Origin of the sequence: Streptomyces puniciscabiei, assembly GCF_006715785.1 — a bacterium.
In the GTDB taxonomy this organism is placed as follows: domain Bacteria; phylum Actinomycetota; class Actinomycetes; order Streptomycetales; family Streptomycetaceae; genus Streptomyces; species Streptomyces puniciscabiei.
Genome location: NZ_VFNX01000001.1, coordinates 4,222,092 through 4,236,029 on the forward strand (window position 1 = coordinate 4,222,092; position 13,938 = coordinate 4,236,029).

At 73.3% G+C, this 13,938-nt stretch carries 11 protein-coding genes and 1 tRNA gene; 3 read left to right on the plus strand and 9 right to left on the minus strand.

Annotation, left to right across the window (positions count from 1 at the left end; genetic code table 11):
* Positions 1 to 77: 77 nt before the first annotated feature.
* Positions 78 to 1,175, plus strand: a complete 1,098-nt coding sequence (locus FB563_RS19515) for an LLM class flavin-dependent oxidoreductase (protein ID WP_055708248.1) — start codon at positions 78 to 80, stop codon at positions 1,173 to 1,175.
* Here the strand turns inward: FB563_RS19515 and FB563_RS19520 are convergent.
* Positions 1,154 to 2,956, minus strand: a complete 1,803-nt coding sequence (locus FB563_RS19520; protein WP_055708247.1) for a putative bifunctional diguanylate cyclase/phosphodiesterase — start codon at positions 2,954 to 2,956, stop codon at positions 1,154 to 1,156. The two genes, FB563_RS19515 and FB563_RS19520, sit on opposite strands and share 22 nt — an antisense overlap.
* Before the next feature lie 300 nt (positions 2,957 to 3,256).
* Here FB563_RS19520 and FB563_RS19525 point away from each other — a divergent pair, with 300 nt between their 5' ends.
* Entirely contained in the window at positions 3,257 to 4,546 is a 1,290-nt protein-coding gene (locus FB563_RS19525) for a M6 family metalloprotease domain-containing protein (RefSeq protein ID WP_055708246.1), read from the plus strand.
* 419 nt (positions 4,547 to 4,965) lie between these two features.
* Here the strand turns inward: FB563_RS19525 and FB563_RS19530 are convergent.
* The 7 genes from FB563_RS19530 to FB563_RS19560 form a co-directional block, all read right to left on the minus strand.
* A tRNA-Lys gene (locus tag FB563_RS19530) sits at positions 4,966 to 5,039 on the minus strand.
* Positions 5,030 to 5,599, minus strand: coding sequence for a bifunctional DNA primase/polymerase (locus FB563_RS19535; protein ID WP_063797152.1), 570 nt, complete (start codon positions 5,597 to 5,599; stop codon positions 5,030 to 5,032). The genes FB563_RS19530 and FB563_RS19535 overlap by 10 nt, the downstream gene beginning before the upstream one ends.
* A gap of 156 nt (positions 5,600 to 5,755) precedes the next feature.
* The gene (locus FB563_RS19540) at positions 5,756 to 6,124 is read right to left on the minus strand and encodes a hypothetical protein (protein ID WP_055709471.1); all 369 of its coding nucleotides are present in this window, start codon (positions 6,122 to 6,124) and stop codon (positions 5,756 to 5,758) included.
* 316 nt (positions 6,125 to 6,440) lie between these two features.
* A complete protein-coding gene (locus FB563_RS19545; RefSeq protein ID WP_055709470.1) occupies positions 6,441 to 7,778 on the minus strand; it encodes an AAA domain-containing protein in 1,338 nt (445 codons plus the stop codon).
* Entirely contained in the window at positions 7,775 to 9,373 is a 1,599-nt protein-coding gene (locus FB563_RS19550; protein WP_055709469.1) for a hypothetical protein, read from the minus strand. The genes FB563_RS19545 and FB563_RS19550 overlap by 4 nt, the downstream gene beginning before the upstream one ends.
* Complete coding sequence (locus tag FB563_RS19555) at positions 9,364 to 10,584, minus strand: hypothetical protein (RefSeq protein WP_055709468.1); 1,221 nt, start codon at positions 10,582 to 10,584, stop codon at positions 9,364 to 9,366. Before FB563_RS19555 ends, FB563_RS19550 begins: the two co-directional genes overlap by 10 nt.
* On the minus strand, positions 10,505 to 11,449 hold the full coding sequence (locus tag FB563_RS19560; protein ID WP_055709467.1) for a phosphatase PAP2 family protein: 945 nt from the start codon (positions 11,447 to 11,449) through the stop codon (positions 10,505 to 10,507). The genes FB563_RS19555 and FB563_RS19560 overlap by 80 nt, the downstream gene beginning before the upstream one ends.
* A gap of 186 nt (positions 11,450 to 11,635) precedes the next feature.
* Between FB563_RS19560 and FB563_RS19565 the strand changes: the two genes are divergently transcribed.
* The gene (locus tag FB563_RS19565; RefSeq protein WP_055709466.1) at positions 11,636 to 12,232 is read left to right on the plus strand and encodes a histidine phosphatase family protein; all 597 of its coding nucleotides are present in this window, start codon (positions 11,636 to 11,638) and stop codon (positions 12,230 to 12,232) included.
* A gap of 12 nt (positions 12,233 to 12,244) precedes the next feature.
* On the opposite strand, the gene FB563_RS19570 is transcribed toward FB563_RS19565, so the two are convergent.
* The gene (locus tag FB563_RS19570; protein WP_055709465.1) at positions 12,245 to 13,705 is read right to left on the minus strand and encodes an NsdA family TPR-like regulatory protein; all 1,461 of its coding nucleotides are present in this window, start codon (positions 13,703 to 13,705) and stop codon (positions 12,245 to 12,247) included.
* Between the last annotated feature and the right edge of the window lie 233 nt (positions 13,706 to 13,938).

The following is a 13,938-nucleotide window of genomic DNA, read 5'->3' on the forward strand; positions in this document are numbered from 1 at the left end:
GGAATCGACGGAATAAACGGAGACTGCCTCCTGTTAGGTCCCGGGACAGCCCACGCCACACACAGGAGGCCCACACCGTGTCCGCTGACGAGGCAGACGAGATCCGGGGCACCGCGCACGGGACCGCCCCCGTCCCCCTCTCCGTACTGGACCTGGTGACCGTCGGCGCGGGCAGTACCGCCACCGACGCGCTGCGCACCAGCGTGGAGCTGTCCCGGTTCGCCGAGGCCCGCGGCTTCCACCGGTACTGGGTCGCCGAGCACCACTCCATGCCCGGTGTGGCCTCCTCCTCGCCCGCCGTGATCCTCGCCCACCTCGCCGCCCACACCGACCGCATCCGGCTCGGCTCGGGCGGCGTCATGCTGCCCAACCACGCCCCGCTGGTGATCGCCGAGCAGTTCGGCACGCTGGAGGCGATGGCGCCGGGCCGGATCGACCTCGGCCTCGGCCGCGCCCCCGGCACGGACGGCGCCACGGCCGCGGCCCTGCGCCGCAGCGACACCCTGAACGAGGGCGCCGACGACTTCCCGCAGCAGCTCGCCGAGCTCACGCGCTTCCTGGACGACGACTTCCCCGACGGCCATCCGTACCGCCGCATCCACGCGATCCCGGGTCCCGTCCAGGCCACCACCCCCGGCGGCGTGCAGTCCCCGCACCGCCCGCCGATCTGGCTGCTCGGCTCCTCCGGCTTCAGCGCGCGCCTGGCCGGAATGCTGGGCCTGCCGTTCGCCTTCGCGCACCACTTCTCCGCGCAGAACACCATCCCGGCCCTGGACCTGTACCGGCAGACCTTCCGCCCCTCCGCGGTCCTCGACGAGCCCTACGCCCTCATCGGCGTCTCCACCCTCGCCACCGACGACGCGCGCGAGGCCCGCCGCCAGACCCGGGCGATGGCCCTCAACATGCTCCGGCTGCGCACCGGCCGGCCCGGCCTCTTCCCCGACCCGGACGAGGCCGAGAAGCACGAGTTCAGTCCGATGGAGGAGGAGTTCATCACCTCCTGGACGGCCAACATCGTGCACGGCACCGCCGACGAGGTCCGCTCCGGCCTGGACGACCTGCACAAGCGCACCGGCGCCGACGAGCTGATGCTCGTCTCGCACGCCCACCGCGGCGAACTGAGGCTGCGCTCCTACGCGTTGATCGCGGACGCCTACTGCTTGCCGACCACGTAGGTCTGCTCGCCGAGCAGCTCGGAGATACGATCCGGCGGCACCGGCCGGGAGTACAGCCAGCCCTGGCCGGTGTCGCAGCCGATGCGGCGCAGCCGGGTGGCCTGGGCCGAGGTCTCCACGCACTCGGCGGTGACGGTGATGCCGAGCCGGTGGGCGAGCTGGATCATCGCCTCGACGATGACCTCGTCGGCGGGATTGGGCGGCACGCCCTTGGGCGCCTCCTCGTACTGGAAGCCGCGCACGAAGGACCCGTCCAGCTTCAGCACCTTCACCGGCAGCCTGCTCAGGTACGCCAGGTTCGAGTAGCCGGTCCCGAAGTCGTCGATGGCGATGCGCACGCCCATGTCGCTGAGGGCCTGCAGCGCCTGGAGCGGGCGGCCCGCCGAGCCCATCACCGCCGACTCGGTCAGCTCCAGCTGGAGCAGATGCGGGGCCAGTCCGGTGTCGGCGAGGATCTCCGCCACGTCGGCCACCAGATCGGAGTCCCACACCTGGCGCACGGCCACGTTCACGCTGACGAAGATGGGCGGCTCCTCGGGGTGGTCCAGCTGCCAGCGGCGGGCCTGCCGGCAGGCGGTCCGCAGCGCCCAGCGGCCGAGCGGGACGATCGAGCCGTCCTCCTCGGCCAGTCCGATGAACCGATTCGGCGTCAGTGTGCCGAACTGAGGATGATTCCAGCGGATCAACGCCTCGACCCCGGCGAGGCGGCCGTCCTCCATGCCGACCAACGGCTGGTATTCGAGCGCGAATTCGCCGCGGTCGATGGCGGGGCGCAAGGTGGACGACAGGGCCTGACGGGTCATCCGGTGCGCGTTGCGCTCGGGGTCGAACAGGGTCCAGCGGGCCTTGCCGTCGGCCTTCGCCCAGTACAGGGTCGTATCGGCCGCCTGCATCAGGCCGGTCGCGGTCGTGCCCGCCGCGTGCCGCTCCACGACGCCGATCGACGCCGTCAGCGACAGGCGCTGGCCCGCCAGGTCGAAGGGCTCCTGCAGGGCGTTGAGCGCCGACTCGGCCAGTTCCGCGAGCTGTTCGGTGCCGGTGGAGTCCTCCACGAGCAGCGCGAACTCGTCGCCGCCGAGCCGGGCCACCAGCGGGGTCACCGCGCGGGCGTAACCGGCCTCGTCGGCCACCCGGGTCAGGCGCTCGGCGACGGCCGCGAGCAGCCGGTCGCCGACGCGGTGGCCGAGGGTGTCGTTGACCGCCTTGAAGCCGTCGAGGTCCAGGTAGCACAGGCCGATCCGGCCGGTGCCGCTCTGCTCGTACGACTCCGCCTCCAGCGCGGCCGTGAGCCGCTCGAAGAACAGTGTGCGGTTGGGCAGCCGGGTCACCGGGTCGTGCATCTGCAAGTGCCGTAGCCGCGCCTGGAGTTCACGACGGGCACTGATGTCGGCGACGGACAGCAGCACCCCGGTCTCCCCGCTCAGGGGGGCCACGGTCACCTGCACCCACACCGAGTGCCCCTCGGGGTGCTTCAGCCGACGGGTGCAGCGCAGCTTCGCCTGCCGGCCGCGCAGCACCTCGCGGTAGGCGTGCCAGCTGCGGGTGTCCGAGGCCAGGTCCACCAGGTCGGCGGCGACCCGCCCGGTGAGCCCGTCCGGATCGGTGCCGAGCAGCTCGCCGAAGGCCGCGTTGGCGTCGGCCACGAGTCCGGCGCGGTCCACGACGGCCATGGCGATCGGGGCGGCCGCGAAGACACGGTGGTAGGTGGTGTGGTCACTGTCTGTGACGGCTGACCGGTCGAGGTCTGCCGCGGGCGTCGGCCCTTCGGACGTTCCGCTCACCGCTCGCTCCCGCAGTGCACTCGATCTGTGTCCGTGCCTGTCCGTGCCGGAAAGTGTGCCGATCATAGAGGCTGGCCCCGGGCCCTTCCAGCCACTGTCCAGTGTCCCGGACGGAGCACAGTTTCTGACAGATCGTTTCTGCCCGCACGTGGACGGGTTCTTCAGGCCCCCGACCAGTTGTGACGTTCCGTGAGTGAACCGGGGTGTCGAGCGCCGGAGCGCGTCGGAGCATCCAGAGGGCGCACTCACCCTTGTAGCGCAGGCGAACAGGGCATAGTGCGACAAACGCCAGCAATCTGGATGCGGGTCCAGCGAACCGCGTCCGGAGGTCAGGCCGTGCCCAAGCTGCGTAGCACCGCCGCCGTGTGCACCACGCTGTCGGCGCTCGCCGCGACCTCGATGATCAGCGGCCCGGCGGTCGCCGAGCCCTTCTCCACGGCCCCCTGCGTCCTGCACCGGGCCGACACCCATCACTCCGAGGGGGTGGACACCTGGAACTCCGACTACACCCGCCCCACCGGCGTGCGCGACGCCGTGATGATCTTCCTCTCCTTCCCGGACGCCACCCCGCGCACCACCCCCGCCGAGCTGACCGCCGACCACTTCCCGGCCACCAGCCGCTACTACCAGCAGGCCTCCTACGGCAGGTTCACCCTCCGCCCGCACCCGCTGCGGCACTGGCTGCGCATGCCCCGGCCGTCCACGGCGTACGCCATGAAACGGGACTGGGGCGCCGAGGACCGGGCCGCCTATCTGCGGGACGCGTTCGCCGTGGCCGACAAGGAGGTCGACTTCTCCCGCTACCAGGTGGTGTACCTCGTCGCCGACCCGGACGCGCCCGGCGTCGACTCGGACGCCACGAAGGTCGTGAACCTCGACACCCCCGTCCATGTGGACGGCACCGACATCCACCGCGTCGTCACGGTCTTCGAGAAGCACCCGCCGGACCGCCTGGTCCTCGCCCACGAGACCGGCCATGTGTTCGACCTGCCCGACCTCTACCACCGCCCGGTCGACGGCAAGGGCGACTGGGACACCTACGTCGGCGACTGGGACCTGATGGGCAGCCAGTTCGGGCTGTCCCCGGACCTGTTCGCCTGGCACAAGTGGAAACTCGGCTGGCTCGACCCGCGCCAGGTGGTGTGCGTGCGGGGCGCCCGGCCGACCCGGCTGACCCTGGAGCCGCTGGAGGCCGGCCCCGGCATCCCGGTGCAGGGCACGGCGGGCGCCCCGGCCTTCGGCCTCGGGCACGGGGTGAAGCTGGCGATCGTGCGCACCGGGCCCGACAGCGCCCTGGGCTTCGAGGCGCGCGGAGCGGCCGGCAACGACCGGGCCACCTGCCGGCAGGGCGTCCTGGTGTACCGGATCAGAAGCGGGGCGGAGTCCGGCGGCGGCCCGGTGGAGGTCGTCGACGCCCACCCGCACACCGAGGCCTGCTGGGAGAACTCGGTCTACCCGGCCCTCGCCGACGCCCCGGTCGCCCTCGGCGAGAGCTTCACCGTCCCCGGACAGGGCGTCCAGGTGGAGGTCGAGGGCAGAACGGCGTCGGGCGCCTGGACGGTCAGGATCACACCGGGGGTCACGGGCTGAGTTTCACGGCCTGAGTTTCACGGCCTACGGCCAGTGGACCGTGCGCTTCGGCTTGCGGCCATGGGCCCGGGCGTTTCTGGGCTGCGGTGACGGGACGGGTGTGCTCGCGGCCTGTGGCCACGGGCCCGGGTGTGTCTGGGCTGCGGTGACGGGACCGATGTGCTCGCGGCCTGCGGCCCCGGACCGATCCACTTCCGCCTTGCGGCCACTGCCTTGATCCACTTCCGGCTGGGGCCGCTGGACCGATGCGCCTGCGGCCCACGGCCACCGCGCCGATCCACTCCCGGCTTGCGGCCACTGGACCGACCTGATGGGGGTGTGGGTGGCGAAACCCCCACAACGCACGGCGAAGCCGCGCAAAAACAGAGATGGCGAGGCCGGTTCGCGCTTTCCGCGAACACGCCTCGCCATCGTCATCGTGCGCCGCCAGGGACTCGAACCCCGGACCCGCTGATTAAGAGTCAGCTGCTCTAACCAACTGAGCTAGCGGCGCCTGCTGACGTCGTAGACCTTAGCATCCTGGTCGGCGGGAGGAAAAATCGATATCCGCACCGCCGCGCGGGCCGCCCGTACGGCCGCCCAGAGGAGCACCTCCGGCCCCGGCAGCCAAGGGTGACGCGTGTCCGGGGCGACCAGCCAGCGGGAGTCGCCGGGGGTGTCGCCGCCGGCCGGCGCCGGGACGGTCACCGCGTCGCCGGTGCCGTGACACAGCAGCGGCGGCACCGCCTCCGTACGGTTCGAGCCCCACTCCTCCCACGCCAGCAGCGAGGGCAGCCGCTGGGCCGTGCCCGGCGCGGAGAACAGCAGCACCCGGCCCCGGAACACCGCGACCGGGCCCGAGCCCGGGCCGTCGTCCCACAGCCGGTCCAGCATCCGGCGGCCGAAGATCGCGGGGGCGCTCACCACGTCGAAGACGGTGCCGCAGGGCAGGGCGACCGGGGTGTCCGGGCGCTCCTCCCAGAGGGCCAGGGTGCTGCGCGGATACGTGCCCGCCGAGGCGAGCCAGTCGACGCCGTCGGCGGTGACGCGGGTGACGTTCGGTGCGCTGCTCATGCCACCCAGGTGTACCGGGCGTGAGCGAGTCGTTCTTCTGAGTTGCCGAAAACCGGGACAGAGAGGTTGGGGGAGGAGTATCTTGCCCGCCTGGCATATGCCAGGCGGGTTACTCAAGAGGTTGGCGTTGACGACTGGGGTTGACGCGGCCCGGGGTCACACGGGATCGGGGTACGTCCGTCCCTCGGCGTTGCCCCGCATCAGATCCCGCCCGTACTCGACCATCTTCTTCGCGTAGTCCTCGGTCCACTCCGCCCGCTCGGCGATGTCCGCCGGGGTCAGCCGGTCGAACCGGCGCGGGTCGGCGAGCTGGGCCGCCGCGACGGCCTGGAACTCCACGGCCCGGTCGGCGGCCGCGCGGAACGCCTGGGTCAGCTCCGTGGCCCTGGCCAGCAGCGCCCGCGGATCCTCGATCGACTCCAGGTCGAAGAAGTGCTCGGGATCGCCGGCCGCCTCCGCGGGCTCGAAGATCAGAGGCGCGGGGCGTAGCCGCGGTTCGTTACGACGCGGCGTGGGCTCCGCCATGTCTTGTCTCCTCCTCGTACGGTCCGCTCGGCACCGCCTTCAGGTGGGCCACCGTCCATTGTCCCGCGCCTGTGCAAGGGGCCCTCAATCCCGCTGGCTCACCCGCTGCTCCCCAGGAGCCTCGGCGCCCGGCGACCGGACACGGGGTGCCGGTCATGGTCGCCAGTTCACCTTGTGTTCCGCGAGGTGCGCGAGCACCGCGTGGTTCGCCTCCCAGCCGTCCGGGCTGTTTCCGTTGGCCGCCTCCGGCGGCGTGCCGGACTCCGTCCGGCGATGTGGCGGTGCTCGGCGTTCGCCGGCCGATGCGGGGTGCCGGTCATGGTCGCCAGTTCACCTTGTGTTCCGCGAGGTGCGCGAGCACCGCGTGGTTCGCCTCCCAGCCGTCCGGGAACTTCACCAGCGTGCCCAGCTGGACGGGTTCCGTGGACGGGTAGGTGTCCAGGAGGTCGCCGACGCCCGCGCGGCAGACGACGATGCAGGCGTGGCGGTGCCGGGAGGCCAGGACGCACAGGCGGCCGGTCTCCAGGTGGAAGGCGGTGGCGTCGGGGCGGCCGGAGAGCGGGTGCAGGACCACCGTGACGTCGTACTCCCGGCCCTGGAGACGGTTGGCGGTGTCGACCGTGACGTCCGCGACGCCCAGTTCGGCGAGCGCCGTGCGGACCGCCGCCGCCTGGTCGCGGTGGGCGGTGCCGACGGCGATGCGGTCGGCGGTGAGGGGGACGGGGGTGTATGCGCGCTCGGAGGTTGCCGCGCCGCCTCTGTCCAGCAGACGGCGGACGACCCTCGCCACCGCCCGTACCGCTTCCGGGTCCGTGCGCGGGGTGTGCCGGGCGGGCAGTTCCAGCAGGCCCCAGCCGGATTCCGCCGCCTCGTCGATCACCCGGTCCGGGCCGGAGCCGTCCGAGGGGACGGCGAAGGCGAGGCGGCGGTCGTCGTGGCCGGTGCCGCTGCGGAACGGGGTGTACGGATAGAACGCGTCCGAGACCAGGGGCGCCGCGGAGGCGGGCAGGCGCCAGGAGACCGGGAGGCGGTGCTGGGGGAGGCCGGGGTTGTGGGCCAGCAGGGTGGTCACGGCGGAGGCCGAGGGGTCGTACGACAGGCCCGCCCACTGCTCGCTGCCGACGATCGCGAACGGGTCCAGCTGCCCGGGGTCGCCGACGAACAGCGCCCGCTCGAACAGGCCCGCCACGGCCAGCAGGGAGTCGGAGCGCATCTGGTACGCCTCGTCCACGATCGCGTGCGGCCAGGGCTCGTCCACCGTGACGTGCGCCCACTTCGCGGCCGTGGAGAGGACCACCGGCAGGCCGTTCAGCTCTGCCGCCTTCGCGGACGTGCGGACCTGCGGCAGGTCGTCCAGCGCCTTGTCGTAGGGGTCGGTGTCACTGCTGTGCAGGCGGCCGACCGGCAGCTCCGGGTTCTTCTCGGCGAGCCGGAGGACGAGATCGTCCACCTGGGCGTTCGTCTGTGCGACCACCATCAACGGGCGGCCCGCGTCGGCCAGTTCGAGGGCCGCGCGGACCACGAGCGTCGACTTGCCGGCGCCGGGCGGGGAGTCCACGACCACACCGCGCTCGCTGCCGTGCAGGGTGTCGCGCAGAATCGCGTCGGTGGCGCGGGCGGCGGCCGCCCCGGGGTCGAAGCCGACCGTCGTCACAGCACGTCCTCCTCGGTGATGGGATCGGCGGCCTCCGGCACGGCCTCACCCGGCGGGCCGCCGTGCGTCCACGGGGTCTCCTCCGGGTCGGGCAGCTTCGCACCGCCGCGCTGCTCGTGCTCGAACAGGGTGAAGCAGATCCGGTCGCCCTTCTCCGGCACCGAACCGGGCTCGGGCTCCTTGCCGCGGCCCATCTTGTCCAGGACGCGCAGGACCAGCACCCCCCCGTCCGGGGAGCCCTCGTACCCGACGAACTCCGCCGACTGCGGCTTGCCGCCCAGCGAGCGGTACACCTTCGCGCGCTCGGCCAGATGCGGCCGGTCGTCGGTGCGGACCGTCACCAGCGGGCGGGGGCTCGGCCGCCTGCCCTCGCTGTAGGCCATGACGACATCGGTCACCTCGCCCGCGAACGCCTCCCCGGCCAGCCGCCGCCCCGCCATCACCAGCGGGTCGTCCAGGGCCTCCTGCGCGTCGAGGCGGGCCTGCTCGCGCTCGCGCGTGGCCAGCTTGTTCGCCGCCGTCACCGCGTCGTCCCGGCGCGGCTGCGGGGGCTCGCCCGCCAGCACCCGGTCGCGGTGCCCGGTGAAGGACCAGCGGTCGCGGGTCCAGCGCTCCCCGACACGGGCCCCTTCCGGCAGCGCCCGCAGCAGGTCCAGGCCCCGCCACACCGCGTCCCAGGTGGGCCGGGTGCGGCTCTCCACCAGGTCGCGGATCTCCCGCTCGGCCGCCGTGAGCGCGGCCAGCCGGCCGTCGGCTGCCAGGGCGTCCTCGGCGGTGGCGAGTGCGGTGCGCGCGCGGTCGTAGCGCTCGATCGCGGGGGCCAGCAGCTTGTTGTCGAACGCGGGGTCGGTGGCGGGTCCGGCCGGCGGGCACAGCAGCTGGCCGGCGGCGTCCCGGGCGAGCTCGGCCCGGCGCGCGGCCTCGGCGCCGGATTCGCCCCGCGGAGGGTCGATCCAGGCGAGCAGCGCGCCCAGGTGCTGGTCCTCCAGGCCGGACTGGCCGGTCGCCCAGTGCCGGGACAGCACATCGGTCAGGGCCAGCAGGAGGGAGGAACCGGGGACGCGGGACCGCTCGCCGTAGTGGGTGAGCCAGCGGCCCAGCAGCGGCACCCGGGGCGGCGCCGGATGGGGCGCCTCCGGGTCCTGCTCGGCGGTCCGGCGGAACCGCATCGAGCGGCCCAGCAGCCGTACGAACTCCAGGCCGGCCCGGCTCGGCACGATCAGCTGGGGGGCGTCCGCGCACAGCTCCACCTCCACCTTGACCCGCTTGCCGGTCTCCGGGTCGGTCTCGGTGCGCTCGGCCGCCTCCACGGAGCCGGCGTAGGAGTCGATGTACGGCAGGACGACGTCGGCCAGGTCGGCGAGGAAGGAGAAGCGCAGGTCGCGGTCGCGGGGCTGCGGCACGACCAGCAGGCGCGGCCGGTCCCGGTCGGTGCCGACCAGGGCGCCGAGCGGGGCGCCCGCCTCACCGGCCGTGGTGAGCGGCACGAACACGAGGGGGTGCGTCGACACATGGCGGTGCCGGACGGTCGCGACGGGCTGGGCGCGTCCGCTGCTGACGGCCTCGAGCCGGGCGAGGGTGGCGATCAGGGACACGGGGCGACCTCCGGGTGGGGCGTGTCCGTACGGGCCCGCGCACCTGCCAGCGCCTCGGCGCGCAGGGCGGCTGCCCGGCGCAGGGCCGCGACCGCCGGGTCGTCCGGGTCGCCGCTCTCGCCGCGGGCCGCCGCGAGGACGTCCTCGACCGTGGTCAGAACGCCCAGTTCCGCCCGCAGCGGGCGGCCGAGCCGGGTGACGGCACCCTCCTCGCGGGAGCGTTCCCGGCAGTGGAAGGCCAGTTCGCACGCGGACAGGCACTCGGGCGCGTAGGTCGCCGGGACCGCTGCCACGGCCGCCGTCAGCTCCTCGGCGCTCCGGCCCGGGGCGAAGCACGTGCCCTCGGGCAGGGCCTGGGCGATCTCCTCGATCCGGGTGAGCCGGGCCATCTGGCGGGCGGTGACCGCGCGCTGCTTGCGGATGTCGACGGCGGATCCCGCGGGCAGGTTGGAGAAGTCCTTCGGGCACACCAGCAGCACCCGGTGACGCACGCGCGGAGCCGGAGCGCCGTCATGGGTGCGCCCCTGCGGCTCTGCGCCGAGCCGTCCCGCCACTTCCTCCAGCGCCAGCACGTACACCGCCGCCTGCCGGGCCGCCGCGCCGACCTTCGCCGGGTCCGCCGAACCGTCCAGCATCGGGAAGGACTTGATCTCCACCACCGACCAGCTGCCGTCCGGGTGCACGACCACCGCGTCCGGCTCCAGGAAGGCGAGCGAGCCCGCCACGTCCAGGGCCAGCATCGGGTGGTCGAGGAGCGTCCAGCCACCCGCCCGCGTCGCCTCGCGCAGGGCCAGCGCCGTACGGGCCGTGCGCCCCTCGGGGCCGTGCGCGGTCAGGTCGGGTACGGCGGCCCCCTCCGGCGGTTCGGCGCCCGGGTCCAGGCGGGCGTGGGCCAGCCGCAGCAGCTCCGCGCCGCCGTCGGCCTTCACCTTCGCCTCGAACGCGTTCCCGCGCGTCAGCGCGAACTGCGACTGCCCGAACGCGGACGGCGCGCCCAGCGCGCTCGCCAGCCGTGCCTTGTCCACCCCGGCGCCGTCCAGGATCGCCCGCCGTGCGCACCCGGGGTTCGCGGCGAGCGCCGCGAGGGCGCGCGCGTCCAGGGCCTTGGCCGGTACGTCGGGGCCGCGCAGCTCAGCGAGCCGGTGCCGCAGCGCCTTCTCCCGCGTCGCTGGGGGAGGCGTCCGGTTCGGCCCCGGCGTCGAGCCGCGCATCGCGCTGCCGTGGAATTCGCTCACCCGCGGAAGTCTGGCATCCGGCACTGACAACGGCGGAGCCCGCGGTGTCCGTGACCGGTGTGCGGCGCGGGAACAGGCGGTCCCGGAGCAGGTCCAGGACCCGCATGACGCGCGGCGCGAGCAGGAGGCCGACGCCCATCACGGCGATGCCCGCGACCGCGTCGAGGAGGTAGTGGTTGGCGGTGCCCATCACCACGAGCGCGGTGCCCAGCGGGTAGAGGACGGCGAGGATCTTCGCCACGCGCGTGCCGCCGTGCCGCCACAGCATCACACCGCACCACAGCGCCCAGCCGACGTGCAGGCTGGGCATCGCCGCGTACTGGTTGGTCATCCCGCCCATGCCGCGCGGCGCGCTCGCCTCACCTCCCCACCAGCCGTACGAGCTGTAGTGCGCCATGGTGTCCACGAAACCGTGTCCGGCGGACAGCAGCCGCGGCGGGCAGGTCGGCAGCAGCGTGAAGCCGATCAGACCGATGAACGTGGACGTCATCAGCCAGGTGCGGGCACGCCGGTAGTGCTCGGCGCGGGCCCGGAACAGCCAGATGAGGATGGCGGGCGTGACCAGGTAGTGCAGTGAGGCGTACCAGAAGTCGGACGGCACCCCGAGCCAGGGCTCGCGCGTGAACAGCCGGTTGAGCGGGTGCTCGGCGTTGAGGTGCAGGGCCTTCTCGAGGCGCAGGATCGCCAGGCCGTGGTCGACGGCGGAGGAGACGTCGCCGCGGGCGAGGAGGCGGCCGGCCGAGTAGCAGCCGTACACGAGGAGGATCAGTGGCAGCTCGGTCCACCAGCGCAGCCGGGTACGCGGGACCCCCTCGGTGCCCGGTGTCTCGGTCTGCGGCATCCGATCGCCCTCCCCCTTGTCACTGTGCGGCATGCCCCGGAGGGCGACCGTGCCACTTTACGGTGTCCGAATCTCCGCCCATGAGGGCGCTCCGGCCCACAAAGACGCCGGGATCGCCCGCCGGGTTGCCCCGGATCCGGTTGAGCGATGATGGGAGGGTCCCCTTCGCTCCCGGAAAGGTCTCTCATGGCACCGCGCATCCTGCTGGCCCGGCACGGACAGACGGAATGGTCACTGTCCGGAAAGCACACCGGCAGGACCGACGTGCCGCTGCTGGAGGAGGGCCGGCGGGGAGCCAAGCTGCTCGGCGAGCGACTGCACCGCGCCCCGCTGGACGGGCTGCCCGGGGTGGAGGTGCGCACCAGTCCGCTGGCACGCGCGCGTGAGACCTGCGAACTGGCCGGGTTCGGCGACCGGGCCACCACCTGGGACACGCTCATGGAGTGGGACTACGGCGCCTACGAGGGCATGACGCCGGCCGGGATCCAGGCCGTGCGGCCGGGCTGGCTGATCTGGCGGGACGGGGTGCCGGAGGGGGAGAGCCTCGCCGAGGTGACCGCTCGCGCGGACGAGGTGGTCTCCTGGGCCCGCTCGTCCGACCGCGACGTCCTGGTCTTCGCCCACGGCCACATCCTCCGCTCCATCGGCGCGCGGTGGCTGGGCCTGCCGCTGGACTTCGCGGCCCGGATACGCCTGAACCCGACCTCGCTGTCCGTCCTCGGCTGGGCCTACGGCGAACCGGCGATCGAGAGCTGGAACGACCTGGGCCACTTGGCGGGATAGCCGGTTTACCTGTTACGCCCTTCCGGTCCTCGGCATGGAGGCATGCCGCTCCAGGAAGTCGGACACCCCCGACGCCCGCCGGTGAGGCAGGAGCACCCTGGCCGTTCCCGCCAGCATGCCCTGGATGCGCGAGGACTGGACCTGGTCCAGAAGGGACAGCACGCGCATGCCGGCGGCCGCCGCTTCGTCCGGCCGCCCCTCACGGGCGAGGTCATCGGCCAGCTCGGCGGTGTACAGCGCGATGTTCCGGGTGAAGTGGGGATCCTGCAGTTCGGCCGCGCGATACGCGTGCCGTGACGCCCGCCGCCAGTCGCCCAGCGTGGACCAGCACTGCGCCTCCAGCCCCTCCAGCTCGGCCTCGCCGTAGAAGCTCATCCACTCGGGGTCGGCGTCCGAGCGGCCCCGGGCGAAGAGGGCCTGGGCCCGTACGAGTGCCTGTTCACAGCCGGTGCGGTCGGCAAGCCCCGCCCAGCCGCCGGCTTCCCGCAGCGCCAGCAGGGACATCAGGCGGGCCGAACCCAGCGGAGCGGCGGCGCGCTGCGCGGCCTGCGCGGCGCGGACCGCCTCGCGGGGGCGGCCGGCGTCCCGCGCGAGGAAAGCGGTGTTGCAGAAGGCGTGCGCCTCCAGTGCCGGGTCCCCGGTCATCCGGGCCGTGGCCAGCGCCTCCGCGTAGTGTGAGCGGGCGTCGTCGAAGCGGCCGGAGTCGTGCGCCAGCCAGCCCACGGAGATGGCGAGTTCACCGGCGCCCGAGTGCAGCCGTTCGGCGGTGGTCTGCCGGGTCGCGCCGGCGTCCAGCAGGGCGTAGGCCGCGCGCAACGGGGCCGCCGCGCGGCGGTAGAGACCGTCCGCGCCGTGCCGGTCGTCGAGCAGCCGGATCCGGCGGACGGCCTCCTCCAGGGCGAGCGCCTCCGGGGTCCCGGGCCGGCGCGAGGTCCGCACCGCGGCCGCGGCGTCCGTGGTGAGCCCCAGCGGGCCCAGCGTGGCGGCGGCCACCGTGGCGCCTCCGCCGGTCATGAATGCGCGACGCAGCACGTCGCTCTCCTCGTGGTTCGGATGGTCTCTCGCGTACGGTTCTGGTGCGCCGCACGGGTCCTGCGTGCCATACGGTTCGACAGCCCCCCGTGACTCACCGGGCGCCTGCGCGGCGCCGGGTTCCCCGGGATCCGCCGTCGTACGCGCGGCACGGCCGCGGACGGACGAGCGTGGCGCGAAGCCGAGGTCGGTGAGCGTGCGGCCGGGGAACATGTGCAGGAACACCCGTTCGTACGCGTAGTTGGGGCAGCGGATCTCGCCCGCCTCGACCCGACCGATGTAACGCGCGTCACAGCTCACCCGCTCACCGATCTCGCGCGCGGCGCGCCGTACGAGCGCCGCGAACTCGGCCGGTGACCGCCTGCCGCGCAGTTGCCGGAAGGCGAGGTTCGGCCGTGGTGGCCGGTCGGACTGTGACGAGGTCTCGGTTGACGACGCCATGGCCGGGTCCTCTCGTGCGAACCGTCGAACCATGCCGGGCCCGGGGCGATCCGTGACGAGTTGTCCGAGTGACGCCCTGGTTCCGGCGGGCATGAACGTACCTGCTGTGAAGGACCCGCCACGCTGTGTTTGGCTACAAATCGGATATCTCATCCACGATCTGCCATGAACTGCCATCCTTTGCGGCGCACTTGTGCCGTAGCCGTTGACGCGTTCACGCGTTGGACCCCATG